The 17,974-nt window shown below is 50.3% G+C and carries 15 protein-coding genes; 4 read left to right on the top strand and 11 right to left on the bottom strand.

The window, feature by feature from the left end:
• The first annotated feature begins 45 nt into the window (after positions 1–45).
• The gene (locus SH449x_RS24460; protein ID WP_482378698.1) at positions 46–1,317 is read left to right on the top strand and encodes a thymidine phosphorylase; all 1,272 of its coding nucleotides are present in this window, start codon (positions 46–48) and stop codon (positions 1,315–1,317) included.
• A 371-nt stretch (positions 1,318–1,688) separates the two neighbouring features.
• Here the strand turns inward: SH449x_RS24460 and SH449x_RS24455 are convergent, their stop codons facing one another.
• Positions 1,689–2,417, bottom strand: coding sequence for a hypothetical protein (locus SH449x_RS24455; protein ID WP_482378697.1), 729 nt, complete (start codon positions 2,415–2,417; stop codon positions 1,689–1,691).
• Between the two features lie 416 nt (positions 2,418–2,833).
• On the opposite strand from SH449x_RS24455, the gene rimI reads away from it, so the two are divergent.
• A complete protein-coding gene (rimI, locus tag SH449x_RS24450; RefSeq protein ID WP_482378696.1) occupies positions 2,834–3,337 on the top strand; it encodes a ribosomal protein S18-alanine N-acetyltransferase in 504 nt (167 codons plus the stop codon).
• 126 nt (positions 3,338–3,463) lie between these two features.
• On the opposite strand, the gene SH449x_RS24445 is transcribed toward rimI, so the two are convergent.
• From SH449x_RS24445 to SH449x_RS24435, 3 genes are all read right to left on the bottom strand, one after another.
• Positions 3,464–3,901 (bottom strand): hypothetical protein, encoded by a 438-nt coding sequence (locus SH449x_RS24445; protein ID WP_482378695.1) that lies wholly within the window; start codon positions 3,899–3,901, stop codon positions 3,464–3,466.
• 469 nt (positions 3,902–4,370) lie between these two features.
• Complete coding sequence (locus SH449x_RS24440) at positions 4,371–4,832, bottom strand: hypothetical protein (RefSeq protein WP_482378694.1); 462 nt, start codon at positions 4,830–4,832, stop codon at positions 4,371–4,373.
• A 365-nt stretch (positions 4,833–5,197) separates the two neighbouring features.
• On the bottom strand, positions 5,198–5,806 hold the full coding sequence (locus SH449x_RS24435; RefSeq protein WP_482378693.1) for a DUF7010 family protein: 609 nt from the start codon (positions 5,804–5,806) through the stop codon (positions 5,198–5,200).
• A gap of 324 nt (positions 5,807–6,130) precedes the next feature.
• Here SH449x_RS24435 and SH449x_RS24430 point away from each other — a divergent pair, with 324 nt between their 5' ends.
• Both SH449x_RS24430 and SH449x_RS24425 read left to right on the top strand, forming a co-directional pair.
• On the top strand, positions 6,131–6,394 hold the full coding sequence (locus SH449x_RS24430; protein WP_482378692.1) for a hypothetical protein: 264 nt from the start codon (positions 6,131–6,133) through the stop codon (positions 6,392–6,394).
• Between the two features lie 632 nt (positions 6,395–7,026).
• Entirely contained in the window at positions 7,027–8,883 is a 1,857-nt protein-coding gene (locus tag SH449x_RS24425; protein WP_482378691.1) for a two-component system response regulator, read from the top strand.
• 328 nt (positions 8,884–9,211) lie between these two features.
• On the opposite strand, the gene SH449x_RS24420 is transcribed toward SH449x_RS24425, so the two are convergent.
• The 7 genes from SH449x_RS24420 to SH449x_RS24390 all read right to left on the bottom strand — a co-directional run bounded on the left by SH449x_RS24420 (position 9,212) and on the right by SH449x_RS24390 (position 17,591).
• The gene (locus SH449x_RS24420) at positions 9,212–10,327 is read right to left on the bottom strand and encodes a protein-glutamate methylesterase/protein-glutamine glutaminase (RefSeq protein WP_482378690.1); all 1,116 of its coding nucleotides are present in this window, start codon (positions 10,325–10,327) and stop codon (positions 9,212–9,214) included.
• A gap of 6 nt (positions 10,328–10,333) precedes the next feature.
• Positions 10,334–10,702, bottom strand: coding sequence for a response regulator (locus tag SH449x_RS24415; RefSeq protein WP_482378689.1), 369 nt, complete (start codon positions 10,700–10,702; stop codon positions 10,334–10,336).
• Between the two features lie 56 nt (positions 10,703–10,758).
• Complete coding sequence (locus SH449x_RS24410; RefSeq protein WP_482378688.1) at positions 10,759–11,598, bottom strand: CheR family methyltransferase; 840 nt, start codon at positions 11,596–11,598, stop codon at positions 10,759–10,761.
• 75 nt (positions 11,599–11,673) lie between these two features.
• Positions 11,674–12,060 carry a response regulator gene (locus tag SH449x_RS24405; RefSeq protein WP_482378687.1) on the bottom strand — a complete coding sequence of 129 codons (387 nt, stop codon included), beginning with the start codon at positions 12,058–12,060 and terminating at the stop codon, positions 11,674–11,676.
• A gap of 98 nt (positions 12,061–12,158) precedes the next feature.
• Complete coding sequence (locus SH449x_RS24400) at positions 12,159–14,300, bottom strand: methyl-accepting chemotaxis protein (protein WP_482378686.1); 2,142 nt, start codon at positions 14,298–14,300, stop codon at positions 12,159–12,161.
• A 77-nt stretch (positions 14,301–14,377) separates the two neighbouring features.
• Positions 14,378–14,818, bottom strand: coding sequence for a chemotaxis protein CheW (locus tag SH449x_RS24395; RefSeq protein ID WP_482378685.1), 441 nt, complete (start codon positions 14,816–14,818; stop codon positions 14,378–14,380).
• A gap of 13 nt (positions 14,819–14,831) precedes the next feature.
• Positions 14,832–17,591 (bottom strand): chemotaxis protein CheW, encoded by a 2,760-nt coding sequence (locus SH449x_RS24390; protein ID WP_482378684.1) that lies wholly within the window; start codon positions 17,589–17,591, stop codon positions 14,832–14,834.
• Between the last annotated feature and the right edge of the window lie 383 nt (positions 17,592–17,974).

Genomic DNA, 17,974 nt, shown 5'->3' with positions numbered 1-17,974 from the left:
GCACAGTAAGACACTTCGAGTGCGATTTTCTAGAGGATACACAACTTGATACCCGCCAGCATCATTTCCAAAAAGAGAGACGGTGGCAGGCTTTCGTCGGACGAAATTCACTTCATGGTGGCTGGGTACGCAAAGGGAGAAATCCCAGACTACCAAATGGCCGCTCTGGCGATGGCGATTTTTCTAAAGAAGATGACGCGCCGAGAAGTGTTCGATCTGACAGAAGCCATGGTCCAATCAGGTGAGCGGCTTCCTCGCGGCGAGCGGCCTCGAATCGACAAGCATTCCAGTGGGGGCTTGGGAGATAAAACGTCTCTGATCATCGCCCCGTTGTTAGCGTTAGACAGCTACGATGTTCCCATGATCAGCGGCCGCGGCCTCGGTATCACGGGCGGTACGCTCGATAAACTAGAAGCCATTCCTGGTTTTCGAACCAACTTGTCGAACGAAGAGATTGGAAGCCAATTGAACGCGATCGGTTGTGTGATCACTGGTGCGACGGAAACGATTGCTCCCGCAGACAAGAAACTCTACGCGCTGCGAGACGTGACGGCTACTGTTCCCTCACTAGCTCTGATTGTTTCCAGCATCATGTCCAAAAAGATCGCCGAGAATTTGGATTCACTGATCTTGGATGTCAAGGTTGGGAGTGGTAGCTTTCAGCCAGATGTGAAGCGTGCCGAATTGTTGTTGCAGGAACTGGTCTACGTCGGAAATCAGTTTGGCATAAAAACCTCAGGGCTCATCTCAGATATGGACCAGCCGCTTGGACAGATGATCGGCAATGCAGTTGAGGTTTTAGAATCCATGGATGTGCTAAAATGTTCGGGGCCAAGGACCGTACGTGCTCTTTCCGTGGAGCTCGCGGCAAGATCGATTCATCAATATGAACCGGCAGAGTCTCTCGAGATTGTGCGTGTCCGGTTGAACGGGTACTTGGACAGTGGAGCAGCTTACGAGCGATTCGAGCAGATGGTCGCAGCCCAAGGTGGCCGCCTGTCAGAACCGTTGCGAATCGAAACCAAGCATGTCGTTACGTCACAAAGAGAGGGCGTTTTGACAGCTATCGACGGGAGCCAAGTTGGCTATGCAGTGATTGAAATGAACGGTGGACGCAAGGTTGCAGGAGAGCTCATCAACCACGGGGTGGGAATCAAGTGGCTTGCACCGCTCGGCACGGTTCTCTGCAAAGGGGACCCAATTGCTGAGATCTATTGCGACTCCGCCGACAAGCTTGCGCTCGTTACGAAGATGGTTTCACAGGCATGCAGCTATGATTCGAGAAGCACGAGCGATTTTTTACCCGCTTGGCAATAATACAAATCTTTGGCCTGAATCGTTTAACCGCATGCCCAACGGGCTGCGTTGCGCGTTCTAACCCAGAACCGCTTCCAATGCTCAAGCAACTATCCAATGAGATGTTTTCTCATTGTCTGCCCCTGTAGTGAGGAAATGAACTAGCGGTCAGCCTCTATGCTTGCGCAGCGTGCATGAGGACACGCCGCGATTTCCGAGATCACAACTTCCGAGACCATTTCGCCAGCCCGACAGCACTAACCTGACAGCACAAGCTGGCAATCAGCCTGCTCCTATCCTGCCCCGATCTGCGCGAACCGGGGCAGACTCCTATGCCGGCTGGGAATTGGGAACACTATGGATTCTAGTCGGATTATAGTCTTCAAAAGGCTCTAATCTTCGAGCGGCCTGTATTCCGTGACGACAGGTTCGGCGTCAGTCCGCTTCGATAGCTTCTTCCCTGCTCCCGTTCCAGGCTTACGTCCTCGACGTTTCTGAGTCGAGGTCGGGATCATACTTCGGTCGACTTTTTGCAGTAGCCGAGAAATGCAGAGCTTGTTGACGCTAACCTCTAACCGGTTTGCCTCATCGCAAATCGTGTCGTGGAGACTTTTCGGGATTCTGACCGTGATCATACGCTGGGCTTCGTGTGGATCGTTTTCGGGCAGATCGCGAGATCTCAGTGCAGTAAGCATCTCGAGCAGCTTGCTATGGTGATCGCAGCATTCGAACTCGGAAATTTCGGATGCCTCGGCAATAGCCGTTCTCAAGAACCCTTCGGCCCCGAGGACTTCACGGTAGAAGGCGGTCCAGGTGGGAGCGACCCCAAACAGTTCAGCTGCCAAACTAACCACCGAAGCGCCTCGCTCCTCGAGCGTTCCGGAAGTGATTAGCTTGCATTTTAAGGATGCGGAAAGATCGTTGAAGATCTTCATTTCGGCTGCTAGCTTTTCGCCCGCTTCATCCACTGGTTTGCTAGCATTCTGAGTCGAGTCTGGAGCGGCTGTAGCCTGTGCGGTTGTGGTGGTTCCAGCAGCGGGTGTGCCAGCAGCGGGGTCAGCGGCTGGTCCCATGAAGTGGTTGGTGGTCCATGGGTCACTTGGCGATTCTCCGAAATTCATCCTTAATCTCCCTTTTCTTTGGTCTGTTCTGCTTCCTATGCTCCCGCCTCTTTGCCAGGAGCGATTGCGACCGACGTGGTGTCGTCGGTCGAACAGCCCATATTGGGATAGCTGGCAATAGGGTCTCCGCAAGCCTAATGCCAGCAAAGACTTATCGCTGTTTTGCAAGCATGCCCACATTTTGCGCAACCCCCCCCAAAAGAGGGGGCCTCGACCTCTATGCTCAAAAAATTGGCAACCACTGCATTCGCAAATACCAAGTGTCCAACAGATTCCATCACCAAAACTTTATCGAAAAACCATCGAACTTGGCGAGGAATTCGACTTGGTTCACGGGGGTAAGTTTTGGTACTGTCTTGGAGTCAGAGGTGCACGGAAGCAGCCTCGCGTTACGCAAACCTAGAGGGTTCCCTCCGATGCCGAGCATCAACTCCAATCAAGCGTGCCATATCCGCTGGATGATCCGCAGAGACTTACCATTCGTTCTCAATATCGAGAATGCTAGCTTTGAGTTTCCGTGGACCGAAGACGAGTTTATTCGATGCTTGAGACAGAGGGATTGCATCGGAATGGTTGCCGAGCGAAACGAAGAGGTAGCCGGCTTCATGATCTACGAGCTTCACAAGAACCGAATCCACATCCTATCCTTTGCAGTCCACCCCGACTATCGCCGGCAAGGAATCGGTCGTGCAATGGTCGACAAACTCGTCTCTAAGCTAGCATACCAAAGAAGAAATCGAATTGTGCTAGAGGTCCGGGAAACCAACTTAGACGCACAACTGTTCTTCCGCCAATTGGGGTTCCGAGCGACCAGTGTCTTGAGATCCTTTTATGAAGATACGCCTGAGGATGCATTCTTAATGCAGTACCGCGTAGCTCTGGAGTCACTCGCGATGGAAGAAGACCGGCACGCCGCTTAGGCTTTCTAGAGCGGGCCCACAGACCCGCTCTACAAATCTATTACATTTGCAGTTCGGCTAGCAATGCAAGCCGAATCAAAATACCCTCGAGGACTGCGGCTACAGGACGCATAATTTAGGCGTGAGTTAGTAACCGAAGAATGCAGAACGCCCGGCATTCACACCGCCCCAAGATGCCCCCGGAGGAAATGCTCCACCCCCCCATGATGCGCCGGGCGGAAACGCTCCACCTCCCCACGATGCGCCGGGCGGAAACGCTCCGCCGCCCCACGATGCGCCGCGAGGCACCCCGAAGCTCGGCCCTACCCCAAACCCACTATAGATCGGGACAGCAGGACGAAATGCAGTGTTTCCATACTGAACTCCATAGCCGAATGGTGTCACTCGGTTAACACTGAGGGACGTTCCGTACGATGGAACAACCACGACAGGGCGATAAGCCACCGCGGGCGGACAATATCTTCCACCACGGTTAAATTGTGCTTCTGCCGAAGGTGCTGCCCATCCCACCAAGGCCACGCCTGCCAACAGTCCCAAACCTAGCTTTTGCATAACTCGTTTCATGTTTCGGCCTCATACTTTTCCGAAAGAACACAACATCGCTTGACCACAGCCAGTCTGTGATCGCAATTGCCATTGGTGACTCTCGATATGGTACCAGAATCCCACCTAAGAGACCACCTTGGCAATTTCATACAACAACAAACAACAACAAACGACGTGCCAAAACTTAGACAATCCACAAGAAATCCTTAAAGCTTGCTTTTCGAGGGCTAAACTCAGTTTTCAAAGAGCCTTGCTGAGTTGTGGCTGTAATCACATTGATCTCCGCATCTCAAAATGATGACACAGCCATCAAAAGAAAAAGTACCCCCGATGCAGCAGTTGCGATTCTTGAACAATGGCTTAAATGTTTTTCGACTACCGTCGAAAATAGGGCTAGCTGCTGGCCTGTAAAGAAGTCAAGAGACACAAGCAGGCTCGAGGCAGGGCCTCACCCGACTATCCGACATAAAATCTAAGCCTATTTATGTCATCCGACTATTATCCTATCGAGCTCATGTCTCAGCCAGTCCGGCTCTTCATCGACCAAACAAAGCGTCGGATGCTTCCAGAAACCAGAATGAATTCTTGCGGCTGCCACTCTCGCGAGCTCAGCATGTTGTCGGGCACCGTCCATGTTTAGCGATCTAAGCAACACAGCCTTGAAGGCGTGGTGAAGGTAGTCATGAAGAGGAAATTGCACACCTGGCAGATGCATTTCGTCTATTGTCAGCAAAGCCTCATGAAACAGATTGTCCTGGTGACATCGAAGGACGTATTCCGCAAACTCAAGATGAACATTTGTTCGAGAGTTCGGATAGTCGCGTTCTGCTTGAATCACCAAGTATTGCGATCGGCTAGATTTCCGAGCACGCGCTAGACGCGTTTCAAAGTCATCGCGATCGAATGCAGTCCAAGTCTCTTTTCTATACCAATCGTGTCGTCCGGTCATATACTCCATTGCGTCGGATAAAATGAAATACAATCTATCCCTACCGGAGCGTACCGGAGCGGTGGGATAGATTGTGGGCCCGAACTGCATAGCTTTGCTCCGCATCCCGAGAGATTATCGTTTGATCGGTCGCGGTTCGCAACCTGCTTGCGGATTCTTCTCCTTTTCACTCCTCCTGAGCTCTTTGAAGACTCCTACGCAATCCATTTCTCGTTCGTAAGGCTTTTACCCTGTCGAACACTTGTTGTCCAAGGCTCTACCGAGATCCTGTTCAGTAGATCCGTCGTCGCACTCCCGCGCGTTTAACAACGCGGCAGGCCCCTGCATGCTATGTGGCGTGGCAAGGGGCCACTGCAATTCGGTCCCTATGACGATGCTCGGCCATCCGCAGTTTTGCCGGATTGACGAACGGAGGTGCTGTTGCTGTCGTTTCTAAAGCTGACCCATGTCAACCAACAACCAAACGACACCTCAATGACAGCGATAGCGTAGGGCACGATGTTTGATTTAGGTAAACTATAGAAAATTGCCCCAATACCGACAACGCACATTATCCCACCAAGTATCCAATTCGTCCAATCGCCGTATGCGGTGCGGAAACCAAAATAGTGTGCGCCGACCGCGATGGCAGAAATCGGAAAAGCAAAATCCGGACGGTAGGGAATCAGCAACCATGCAGCCAACAAGCCTCCGATCATCGGAAAGATTGTCTCAATTACGGTCAATCCACCCGGATTGCTCGGCGAAACATTAGGCCGACCAAAGAACTGACGGACAATGATGCTGGCTACGGGAAAAATAAGCATGCCGCCGAAAAACAAAACAGCAAAGCCTATTGGGACCCCATGTGTAGTTGCCACCAGTGCCGAGCACAACCACACAATTCCAGAGACGACAGCTCCGGGCCCACCGCGCAAATACGCCGTACGAATTTCTGATTGAGCGGTTCCAATATCCAGTTTAATAGTCCCCACTTGGTGTGCAGCGGATAAACGAATTGCAGTCTATCCTTGGCGGAGCGGTGGGATAGATTGTGCGTCCGAATTGTGTGGCTTTGCTCCACTACGTAAGTGATTATCGCTTGATCGGTCGCGGTTTGCAACCTACCTCAAGTTCCCCAACTCGCGATGACGTTTCGACGAAAACACCGGATCGCTCGGTCACTCTACGTGTGCCGCGTAACGGAAAATCTGCTTAACAGTCGGATGAGTTCGAGACCGGTTCGGTCGTGATTCGTTGCAGGTCACGAACTACCTAACTCCGACCTTGCTCGATGCCCGAACTTTCGAGCCAGTCTAATGGTTGAATACATAGGCGTTTCGACTACCGCTCGCTCCACCGAGAAGGAACTCGCCCGCCAAGTGAGCTACCTCAAGGCGGAAAACCAGATCCTTCGCAGTCGCTTACCCGGTCGCATTAGTCTAACGGAACGCGAGAAGAACCGCTTGGTTCGTTTTGCGAAAACTCGGTATCGAATCGGTCACACGCAATACTGTCAAAAACATACTCAAACGAAATGGATTAGAGACTGGGGCACAACGTGGACCGGGAACATGGGATGAGTTTCTCAAGAGGCACGCAAAGACGATGTGGCAGTGCGATTTCTTCTCCAAAAAGATCGTGTCCAAAGCCGGGTTGCGGGATATCTTTGTCTTGGTGTTTCTGCATATCGTCATGCACGACAACTGTCGAACGATTCGTGCAAACGATAAAGCAAGAATGCCTCGATCACTTCATCGCTCCATGCGAACAGTGTAGATCGCATCGTATCTTGAACATGCAATTCGCAAGTCTCGACCAGACTCGGTCACGATAACCCGGCGATAAGATCTCAAGTTTGGCCTTCGGTCAAGTCTTCATAGCGTCACACGATCGTTCGCATGAAAACCTAAACCGATCGAAATTGCCGGAGCAACCTTTTTGCACAGGGCGGACCGGTAAGGGAATCCCTAATCGCCTTCAGTTCACATTCCAAATGGACATGTTGTTAACGCAATTGTTGAAGAGTCGCGTGCAATACATGCAAAATCAAGGCTTCCCGAGTCAGCCAAGCCGTCAACATGGAAATATGTGCTATGCTCCATGAGCGATTATCGAACAGGTTAGAATATCGGTGCACCTCGCCGAGGGAATGTTAACCGATGGACCATGCCAAATCAATTATTCGGACTGTCCGCATTGTGGAGAACGCATCATGCTAAGTCCAAACGCGATAGATAAAGTGGAAATCCCTTCTCCCCATGTCTTAGTCATTGATGATTGCCGGGATATCCAAGCACTCATTGGCAAAATATTGTCACCGACTGGAGCTCGACTAAGTTATGCGTCAGGTGGCGTGGATGGCTTGCGTATGGCAGCCGATTTAGTCCCAACCTTGATCCTGCTAGACTACTTCATGCCAGACTGCGACGGCATGGAAGTTCTGAAACAGCTTCAGGCCGATCGCCAATTGAAACATATTCCTGTGATCATGATCACAGGAGACAAAGATCCGTCGCTCATTGCATCGGCCTTTAGTCAAGGCATTTGCGATTACATCAGCAAGCCCTTTCTCCCAATCGAGCTTCGAGCCCGTGTCTGTTCAGCCTTGAAGACCCAGTCGCTAATGGAAGATCTAAAACAAAGAGCTGGATTTGACGCTCTAACAGGTTTACCTAACAAAGCCACTCTTTTTGAAAGAATCCAGATCTCGATCGATGCGAGTCAACACGGACTCGATCTGTTTGCGGTCATGTTTATCGATCTTGATCGATTCAAGCTGATCAATGATAGTCTGGGGCATGACTGTGGTGATCTCGTTCTGAGGGAAGCCGCGAAACGGCTCAAAGCGAGCGTCCGAGGTGGCGACTTAATCGTGCGACGTGAAAGCAACGCGACGGTTGCGCGATTTGGTGGAGACGAATTTATCATCCTAATTGAGTCGATACCAAACGTGAAATCAGCCGAGAGTATCGCGTCCCGGATTTTATCCGCCATGAGCAATCCTCTAACGGTCGGCGGTCGCATGCTCTACCTAACCGCAAGCATCGGAGTCGTTACGAGTAGTGGGCAGTATACTACTATCGATGAGCTGATCCGTGACGCGGATATCGCCATGTACGAAGCGAAAGAGGCTGGTCGCGGCTGCTTTCGATCTTTTGACCCCAGCATGCGAATCCGTGCGATTCAGCGGTGGCAAATCGATGCCGACTTGCGTCAAGCAATCGAGTTAAATCAATTCGCATTGCAATATCAGCCAATCGTCAACTTGGAAACAGGGTTGGTCGAAAGCGTCGAGGCCCTCATCCGATGGAATCATCCAGAAAAAGGACGGATACCACCGATCGATTTCATCCCCATTGCTGAAGAAACGGGATTGATTGTCGCCATTGGTGAATGGGTGATGCGAACCGCATGTCAGCAGTTCGCTGATTGGTTCGCGATCGATTCCGATTCGACTCCGAACCACATCAGCATTAATCTTTCACGGCAGCAATTGGTCCAAAGCGAGTTTCTCGACTTGTTTCAATCGGCACTTGCTCAAAGCGGCATTTCGCCATCGAGCATCCACTTTGAAATAACCGAGAGTGAAATGATGGAGGACCTTGCCACGTCGGTTGAGGCGATCAAAAAGCTAAGGTCACTCGGAGCAAAAATCGACTTGGACGACTTCGGAACAGGGCATTCGTCCTTGGCCTGTCTACACGAACTTCCACTTGATGTCCTAAAATTGGATCGCTCTTTGATAACCAATATTGACGAAGACGTTTATCGTTCCAAATTGGTTGATCTCGTAATCAAGTTACTTTCGGAGACACATATTCAAGTGGTAGCCGAGGGGATCGAGACGTTTGCTCAACTTTCGAAGCTTCAAGAGCTGGACTGCCACTATGGACAAGGCTACTATTTCGCGAAGCCTCTGGATGCTGACCAAGTGCAGCCTTTCGTCCGCAAGATGCGTCTGGAGCAGCCGAAATTCCGCAACGGGGAACTCCGCCATGGGGACATCTATTTCGTCACTCCGCTTTCTATATCGCAATCGATGTCGATGGTACAAACCAGCTTAACCTAAGAGTGATTTGAGAGGAATTATCGACGGGGGTGGTATGCTTGTTTAGCGACAACCTATCGTGTGCACCGAACTTGATGAAGCCGAGTTAGCTATGGGATTGGCAACATCGGTCCTAAGTCCTAAACGGGTAACTCAACTTAATCAAACAATGATTGTCGCCTGCAGTTAAATTGGTTTCTGGCTTAGGAATCCATATAATTGCGAGGACCTTGCAATATCGCAACCTCTCGCCAGCCGTGCGAAGCCATGGCACTCAGGAATATCAGAATTGGTCCGTCCGGTTCGAGAATGATCGATGGCATACCTTGTACGATTGTTAAAAATGTCTTCAGTTCCTTACGTATTCTGGTTTCCGGGGTATCCTGTTCGATTGCGTTTGAGCGATAATTTCGTCAGCAATCTTTTCCAGCGGAATAACCTTATGAGCATGTCCAGCGCGCGCAACCGCGCCTGGCATTCCCCACACGACGGAGGTCGCTTCGTCTTGTACAACGACGCGTCCGCCCGCTTGGCGAATTGCGACACAACCTCGTAGACCATCTTGCCCCATGCCTGTCATCACCACCGAAAGTACATTGGCTCCAAAGATCTCGACTGCGGAGCGAAAGAGAACATCCACTGCGGGACGGCAAGAACATTCGGGCGGCTCTTGATTCAGTACGGCGTTGAGTTGTGTCCCTTGGCGGCGAAGCTTCATGTGGAAATTGCCAGGAGCGAGCCAAGCACCTCCGGGCAGCAGGAGATCACCATCGGCGGCTTCTTGAACGTGAAGGCTGGAAAGCTGATTTAAACGGTCAGCAAGATGCTTCGTGAAGACCGGCGGCATGTGTTGAACAATCAAGATTGGGACAGGGAATTTGGCCGGAATCCCTGGAAGCATGGTTGATAGTGCATTCGGCCCACCGGTGGATACTCCGATGACAACGATATCTACGCGACTAACTTTACTGGGGAGGTGTGAACTCGCCGATGGAAGCCGAGTACCAGCATTGGTCCCACCGTCCTGTTGGATGCTCTTGGTTGTGGCTGGGGTTGTCCAATTGCAAAACTGCTTGATCTTGGGAACCAGTTCATTGGTTACGTTGGCAATTGCAGCAGTGACACTTCCGACATTCGCTGGCTTAGTTACGTAGTCGTTCGCACCCTTTAAAAGGGCTTCCATGGTAGCTTCGGTGCCGCGCTGGGTGAGCGTGCTGAACATGATGACCGGCAACTTCGGATAGAGCTTGCGAATTTCCACCAGCGTGGTCAAGCCATCCATCTCAGGCATCTCCATGTCCAAGGTGATGACATCAGGATTGAGCATGGGTATCTTCGAGAGGGCAATTTTTCCGTTTGCTGCAATCCCTGCAATCTCGATGGCTGGATCGGCGGAAAGCGCATCGCTCAATAGTCGGCGGATGACCGTTGAGTCATCCACAATGAGAACTCGGATTGTACGCATATCTGACTATGCTCCGATCCCAAGTAGCTGAAGCTTTTCAAGAATGATGTCCTTGTCGAATGGCTTCATGACGTACTCGTTGACGCCAGCCACAAACGCCTGACTGATGTTCTCCATCTCGGTTTCCGTGGTTATCATCATGATAGACATGTCGCTGTACGCAGGTATCGCTCGCGCTGCCTTGATGAATTCGAGCCCATTCATCTCAGGCATGTTCCAGTCGACCAAGACAATGTCTTGCAGACCATGTGCTTCCAGTTGCGCCAGCCCTTCGAGACCGTTGCCGGCTTCGATGGTATCGTAGCCTAACCCCTTCAAAATGTTGCCGATGATGCGACGAACGGCTCGGGAATCATCGATGACTAGTGCTCTCATGGGAATGTCCATTGTGGATGAATGTGATGGTTTGGACTAATAATCGAATTTTGGACTCAGTAGGTTGGTCGGTAGCCGACTGCCGTTCCAAATTGCTCTCGTTCAAAACTTACGTTGAGATTCATGGTCGTCTCTGAGCCGCCAAGAAACAGATAACTATCTTTGTGCATTACCTTGTGGACTTTTTTGAGGATTTCACTTTTAGTCTCTGGTGAGAAATATATGAGCACGTTTCTAAGGAAGACAATATCCATCGCAGGAAGCAACGCAGGAAAGGGTTCAACCAAATTCAATTCACGAAATTCGACCATCTTGCGGATGTCATCTCGAATCTTCCATTGATTCCCATTCTTAGTGAAATACTTCAGTAGATAATTCATCGGTAAGCCGCGATTGACTTCCGTTTGGTTAAATTCACCTAGTTTTGCCCGATTCAAAATTTGACTAGATAGATCACTGCTAATGATCCGTACTTTCCAATCCTTAAGCATGGGAAAGTGCTCCGCAATTATCATCGCAATAGTGTAAGGCTCTTGACCGCTGGAACAGGCGTTGGACCAAATGGAAAGCGATTTCTCTTTGGCCCGACGCTGAATCAGATCGGGGATGATTTTTTCCTTGAGTGCCGTAAAGGGATGGATGTCACGAAAGAAACTGGTTTCATTCGTGGTCATGGCTTCGACAACTCGCTGCGTCAATTTTTGAGCGCCAGGTTTTTGTAATTCCGAGACAAGTTCGGAAATATTCTGAAGACCAAGCTCTCGTGCGACCGGCCCTAGCCTTGACTCGACCAAGTAGGCTTTGCCGCTTTCTAAAACGATCGCCGATTTGTTGCGAACCAAATTGGTGATGAAACTAAAGGATTGAGGATCTAATGCTGCGGCAGTGGTACTCATGAGTGCTTACAATCTTAAGGGTTTTCCTGTTGCTCTCGGCCTTGAAGCCATTCCATGTTGACATCACTGCCAATGTTAGAAGGGGCTGTAAGCCAAAGCACCGAAGCCGACCAACTGGAGTTTTTCTTGGATCATGATGGGTTCAAATGGTTTCATGATGTACTCGTTTACCCCCGCGTCAAAGGTTAATGCCATCTGCGCCATTTCTACTTCTGTCGTGACCATGATGATAGGAAGATCGGAATATATCGGGTTGGACCTTACTGCCTTGACAAAATCCAGACCATTCATCTCGGGCATATACAAGTCCACCAAGATTACATTCGGTGGACCTAGTTTTGCCAATTGCTCTAGCCCTTCGAGTCCGTTGCCTGCTTGGCTCACTTCGAATCCCAAGTTCTTTATAATGGAGGAGATCAACCGAAGAATCGCAGGGTCATCGTCAACAACTAAAGCTCGCATGATTCACACTTTCGTCAGTAATGGAGTATGTTGGAGTGGAAAAAGGATATGGGCCATCGACGGCGATAGCCCATCCTAGAATCTATTCGACATCGGTCTTAATCGTTGAAATTCGAAACAAGCTGTTGAAGCTCTGCCGCCATGCGGGATATTTCACTGGCTGCTTGTTGCGTATTGCTTGCACCTTCGGTCGTATTTTGGGCCGCCGTTGCAACAGCTGTGATATTCTCCGAGATCTCACTGGAGCCCTTCGATGCCTCCGACACATTTCTCCCCATTTCGTTTGCCGTAGCGGTTTGCTCCTCGACAGCACACGCGATGGAAGCTGAGATTTCGTTTATCTGATTGATGACGCCGCTGATCTGTCGAATAGCCTCAACCGCCCCGCGAGTATCGGACTGGATGGTCTCGATTTTCTGACTGATATCTTCGGTCGCTTTGGCTGTTTCCTTTGCCAGCTCTTTGACCTCATTCGCAACGACCGCAAAACCTTTTCCTGCTTCACCGGCACGGGCGGCTTCAATCGTAGCGTTGAGTGCCAAGAGATTGGTTTGTTCAGCGATCGATGTAATGACCTTAACCACCTTTCCGATCTCGGTGCTGCTTTCTCCCAGCTTAGCGATAGTTCCGTTGGTTGTATTGGCGATAGACACGGCTTGCTGTGAGACCTTGGCAGATTCCGAGGCGCTTTTGGCAATCTCCTTGATGGCCGCGTTTAGTTCGTCAACGCCCGAGGCCACGGTTTGAACGTTCTTGCTGACTTCCTCAGAAGCAGCTGACACAACGTTGGCTTGCACCGATGTTTCCTCAGCCGTCGCGCTCATGGTCGTGCTAACCGAGGTTAGCTCTTCGGATGCCCCAGCCAAAGCCGTCGCATTATCGGAGACCGTTGCAAGCAATTTCTTTAAGGCCTCCCGAGCATTCACTTGTGCAGTGATATCGGTAGCATATTTGACAACTTTGTACGGCTTGCCGTTCAGATCCAGAATCGGATTGTAGGATGCTTGAATCCAAACAATTTTTCCGCCCCGACCAACTCTCTTAAATTCACCCGTGTGGTGTTCGCCTCGATTGAGCTTGGCCCAAAATTCTCGATACTCGGCCGATTGCCGGTAGGCTTCCTCGGAAAAGGTACCATGATGTCGCCCCTTGATTTCGTCGAGCGAGTACCCCATGGTGGCGAGGAAGTTTTCGTTGGCGGTTTGAATCGTTCCATCCATACTGAATTCGATTGTAGCCTGGGCCTTGCTGATGGCTGCCAACTGGCCTTCAAAATCTACAGCTCGGACCTTCTCCGCAGTGACATCGGTCGCGATTTTCACGATTTTGAAGACTCTGCCCATTTCGTCTTTAACCGCGGCGTATACCGCTTGAATCCAGATTTCCTTACCCTCTTTAGTGATGCGTTTGAACGTGCCGGATTGGTTATTGCCAACATTGAGTTCGCTCCAAAATTGGGTGTAAGCGTTCGAGTTTACGAAGCTCTGCTCGACAAACATGCGATGATGCTTGCCAACAATCTCATCGAGTCGATACCCCAGCGTCTTCAGGAAGTTCGCGTTGGCAGAAATTACATTTCCCTTGGTGTCGAATTCGATATAGGCAAAGCTCGTGTCGATGCCGGCTAGAACACCCTTCGCATTTTGTCTCTCGATCTCAGCAGCTGTAATATCATAGCGAACACCAATGTATTTTTGCGGCTTGCCATTGGGCCCCATAACCGGTGCGATGACTGCGTCGACATAGTAAGGTGTGCCATCTTTCGCTCGGTTTTTGATGACGCCACGGAAAGGTTTGCCACGTCCGATGGTGGACCACAATTCCTTAAACACTTCTTTGGGCATGTCCGGATGGCGAGTCGTATTGTGGGGTTGTCCGATCAGCTCTTCCTTGCTGTACTTCGAAATCTCAATGAATTTGTCGTTGATCGAAAGGATATCTCCTTTGAGGTCGGATTCCGAGACGATGCTGGTCATGTTCATGATATCGACACGAACCGAGAGTTCATTTATCTGAGCGGCGAGTGCAGCCTTTTCGGCCATGAGCGCTTCTTTTTCAGCATTGAGCAATTCCTTTTCGGTAGTGAGCAACGCTTTTTCGGCATTGAGCACATCCACTTGCTCTTTGTATTTAGTAAGTTCCGAATTGTTTGTTTTGTTGCTGGCGGGCTTGCTGGCTACAGCAGCTTTTTCAGCAGATGGTTTGGCAGTCGTCTTCGATGTTCGTGCGTTAGTTGACATAATTTTCCCCGGGATTTAAAGTAAAAATGGTTGTGTTCACGTTCGTGAACTTGAGTAAGGAACAGTTTCTTTGAAGGTCAGTCGCTGATAGAAGTCACGTCTATCACGCGCTCGGTATCGAGGATGAGGAGCAATCGATCCTGCATCTTGTAAGCTCCGCGGATCAGTTGTCGGGCCCCCCCACGAAGTGTTTCTGGGGGCGACTCGAAATTCTCCAAGTCACTCTCTTGAACGTCACCGATTTGGTCGACGAGCAAGCTGACAGCACCATCATCACTTCGGACTACGACGTTCATTGGCAACTGCCCTTCGGGGCGACTTGGTAAACCTAGTCGCTTCCGAAGATCGATGGCGGTCACTATTTGACCTCGCAGATTGATCAGCCCACAAACCGCATCCGGGGCTAAAGGGATGTCCGTCATCTGTTGGTAGCGGATGACTTCTTGCACGGTCTGAACATCTATCCCAAACATTTGGCTGTCGAGAAAGAATGTACACAGTTGGCTTGATATCGGCATTTTCAGGACTCCACTAAACGAGTGCGGGAATAGGATTGGGGGTAGCGTTTTCGATCATTCGAATGATTGCGGGCAAATCCACCAGATCCGTCACGCGCTCGTGAATAACAGCGGATCCCAATAATCCTTCGCGAGCGGAGCGCTGATTGATTTGCAAATACAATTCAACAATGTCAACAATTTGGTCAATCACTAGCCCAAAACTGCGTTCATTCTCGATGTAGACAACCACGTTTAGTAAATCGTCATCGACGCTTTCCCCACATTCGAGACTTAGGAAATTGGCCAGTCGAATCAGCGGAAGAATCTTGCCGCGATATTGAACGACTTCTTGATGGTCGGCGAACTCAACCGCATTCTTCGGGATCTTTTCTAGCCTTGCGACTTGTGAAATTGGCAGGGCCAATCTCCGGCTTGTACCGGTCCCAAGAATGAGAAGTGTTTGTTGCTTACCATTTGATTCCTTGGCTAGACTATTCGATTCGGCGAGCGCGCCATCGCGGAGTTTGGAGATCACCTGGGAGGCATAAGCTAGACCGAGAACATCTAAGATCAAGGCAACTTTTCCATCACCCATGATGGTCGTACCCGAATAAACTGGCACCCCTTTGAGTTGCTTGCTCAGAGGTTTGACCACGATTTCTTCGGTGTCGTTGATTCGGTCGACAACCAGCCCGAACTGACGATCGTCGGCTCGGAGGATGACTATATTGACTACATCCGGGGGGGCGTCTTTTTCGTCATCAATGTTGAAGACCTTTCGAAGATAAACCAGGGGCAACAAACGTCCTCGCAATCGATAGACAGGCGCACCCTGGATCCATTCGATGCTTTTGCTGGTTTGGTCCCCCTCGAGTCGAACGAGTTCTAGAAGATTTACTTGCGGGATTGCAAATCGGTTTCCCGCACTGGTAACGATCAAGGCTGGAATGATGGCCAAAGTCAAAGGGATCTTGATCTTGATGGTCGTTCCTGTTCCTGGTCGAGTTTGCAGATCGACGGAACCGCCGATCTTCTCGATATTGGTCTTCACGACATCCATCCCGACGCCGCGTCCCGATACATTGGAAACTTTTTCTGCGGTGGAGAAGCCAGGCAAGAAGATGAGTTGTGAGATTTCCTGTTCCTGCATCCTAGCGGCTTGCTCTTGGGTGACGAGCCCTTTATCGATAGCTTTGCTTTTGATTCGATCGAGGTTGAGGCCAGCACCGTCGTCGCAAATCTCGATGATGACCTGGCCTCCCTCGTGAAAGGCGCGAAGGGTGAGGCAACCTTCGATCGGCTTCCCTTTGGATACGCGAACCTCCGGCTTTTCGATACCGTGGTCCACTGTGTTTCGAACCAGGTGTGTTAAAGGATCTTTGATTGCCTCGATGATCGTCTTGTCAAGTTCCGTTTCTTTTCCTTGCATTTCGATGCGAACTTCCTTGCCGCAAATGACAGCCAGGTCGCGAACTAATCGTGGAAACTTACTCCACACGTTTCCGATCGGTTGCATGCGCGTCTTCATGACCCCTTCCTGCAACTCGGTGGTAATTAGATTCAGTCTTTGGGTTGTTCTCATCAGGTCGCTATTGCCGAGCTCGCCCGTGAACTGCACGATCTGATTTCGAGCGAGCACGAGTTCGCCAACCCTTGTCATCAGTGTGTCAAGAAGTGCTACATCGACACGAATCGTGCTATCCGCAGCCGAGGTTATCGCTACATCCCGAATCGAGGAGCTGGGCGTATCCATCAGCGTGGAGGGCGATTGTTCACAAGGTGCCGAAACCTTTTTCGTTTCGGCAGCGACTCGCACGTCGCTCTCTGGCTCGCATGCCATGGTCGTCAGGGAAATCTGCTTTTGAGTAAGCATATGCAATTGGTGAACTTCGTTTAGAGTTTTTATCATGTCTTCACTGTTGCAGTTTCCCTCCGTCCCGTCGCGTTCAATGGTCACGAGAATGGTGCGCAACTTGTCGATCATGGCGAAAAGGACTCGGCTAGTTTCTGCATCTAATGCCAGACGATTGCTCCGCAAACTACTCAGCAAATTCTCGCCTGCATGGGCAAGCGTCTCCACATGCTTAAATGCAAGGAACCCTGAAGAACCCTTGAGGGAATGAATACATCGGAAGATACTGTTGAGCAGCGATTCATTGGTGGGATCACGTTCTAGCGCGATAAGGTTGCGATCGATTTGCTCTAAATTGTCAAAATTTTCTACCAAGAATTCTCGAAGAGTCTCTCGGTTGACGCCGGATGAGTTGGCTGTTGGAATAGCAGCATGGCCTGAGCCGTAAGCATTCGATTCAACGGTGACGGCGGGTGCTTCGATCCGTTCCGGTTCGTTTACCTCGCATTCGTGATTGGTCGATTCCATCACGATTTCGTCGGAGGACGCGTCTGGCCCATTCAATAACGCCTCAAGGGCGATTATGTGTTCCGTCACATTTTGCTCATTGGAGGTTTCCAGGGAATCCAAGAGTTGTTTCAGGCGATCGGTTGCCTTCAAAAGGGTATTGATCACCAAGCTGGTGGGACGCATTTCGTTGTTCCGAAGGCGATTGAGAACCTCTTCGCCTCGATGGGCCAGACTTTCAAGTACTCCAAATCCCAGAAAGCCCGCAGCACCTTTGATGGAGTGGACTGCACGAAAGACTTTATTGACCAGCGCAACATCGACTCCATTCTGTTGAGACTCGAGCGTCAATAATTGACTTTCAACGTCGGATAGATGCTCCTGCGATTCAACGATGAAATCCTTGATCAACTCGTCATCTTCAATAGCCATTGAACTCGCCCCAACTGGTGAAACGGAAACCGTCGTACATCGATAATGAAAAAAACACTCTGCTGGGCAACTCGCAGATTTCGCCTAGGTTAGGTCGGCATCTGCCTCGGTCGCGCATGAATTTTGGTTCGATGCGAAATCTTTGATGTCGCATTCCGACCGTAATGGCTGCCGAATCTATATGCATTACATACAATGGAAAAACCAACGAAATCGGCCGAAAAAAAACGTTCGATCGTTTTGAATCGTATCGAGGCATCTTAGCAACAAAGCACACCCACTTTGACGCAATCGATGCAACTTGAAACTGTTCAAAACCGCCATCAACGATTTCAACCATTGCTTTGGGTTTAACAATCCTAGGAGGTAAGCTAGGGGTTTTC

The organism is Brakhagea baltica (assembly GCF_052161605.1).
GTDB lineage: Bacteria > Planctomycetota > Planctomycetia > Pirellulales > Pirellulaceae > JBKCUI01.
The sequence above is the reverse complement of the archived record's forward strand: the minus strand, read 5'-3'. Positions and strand labels throughout refer to the sequence as shown.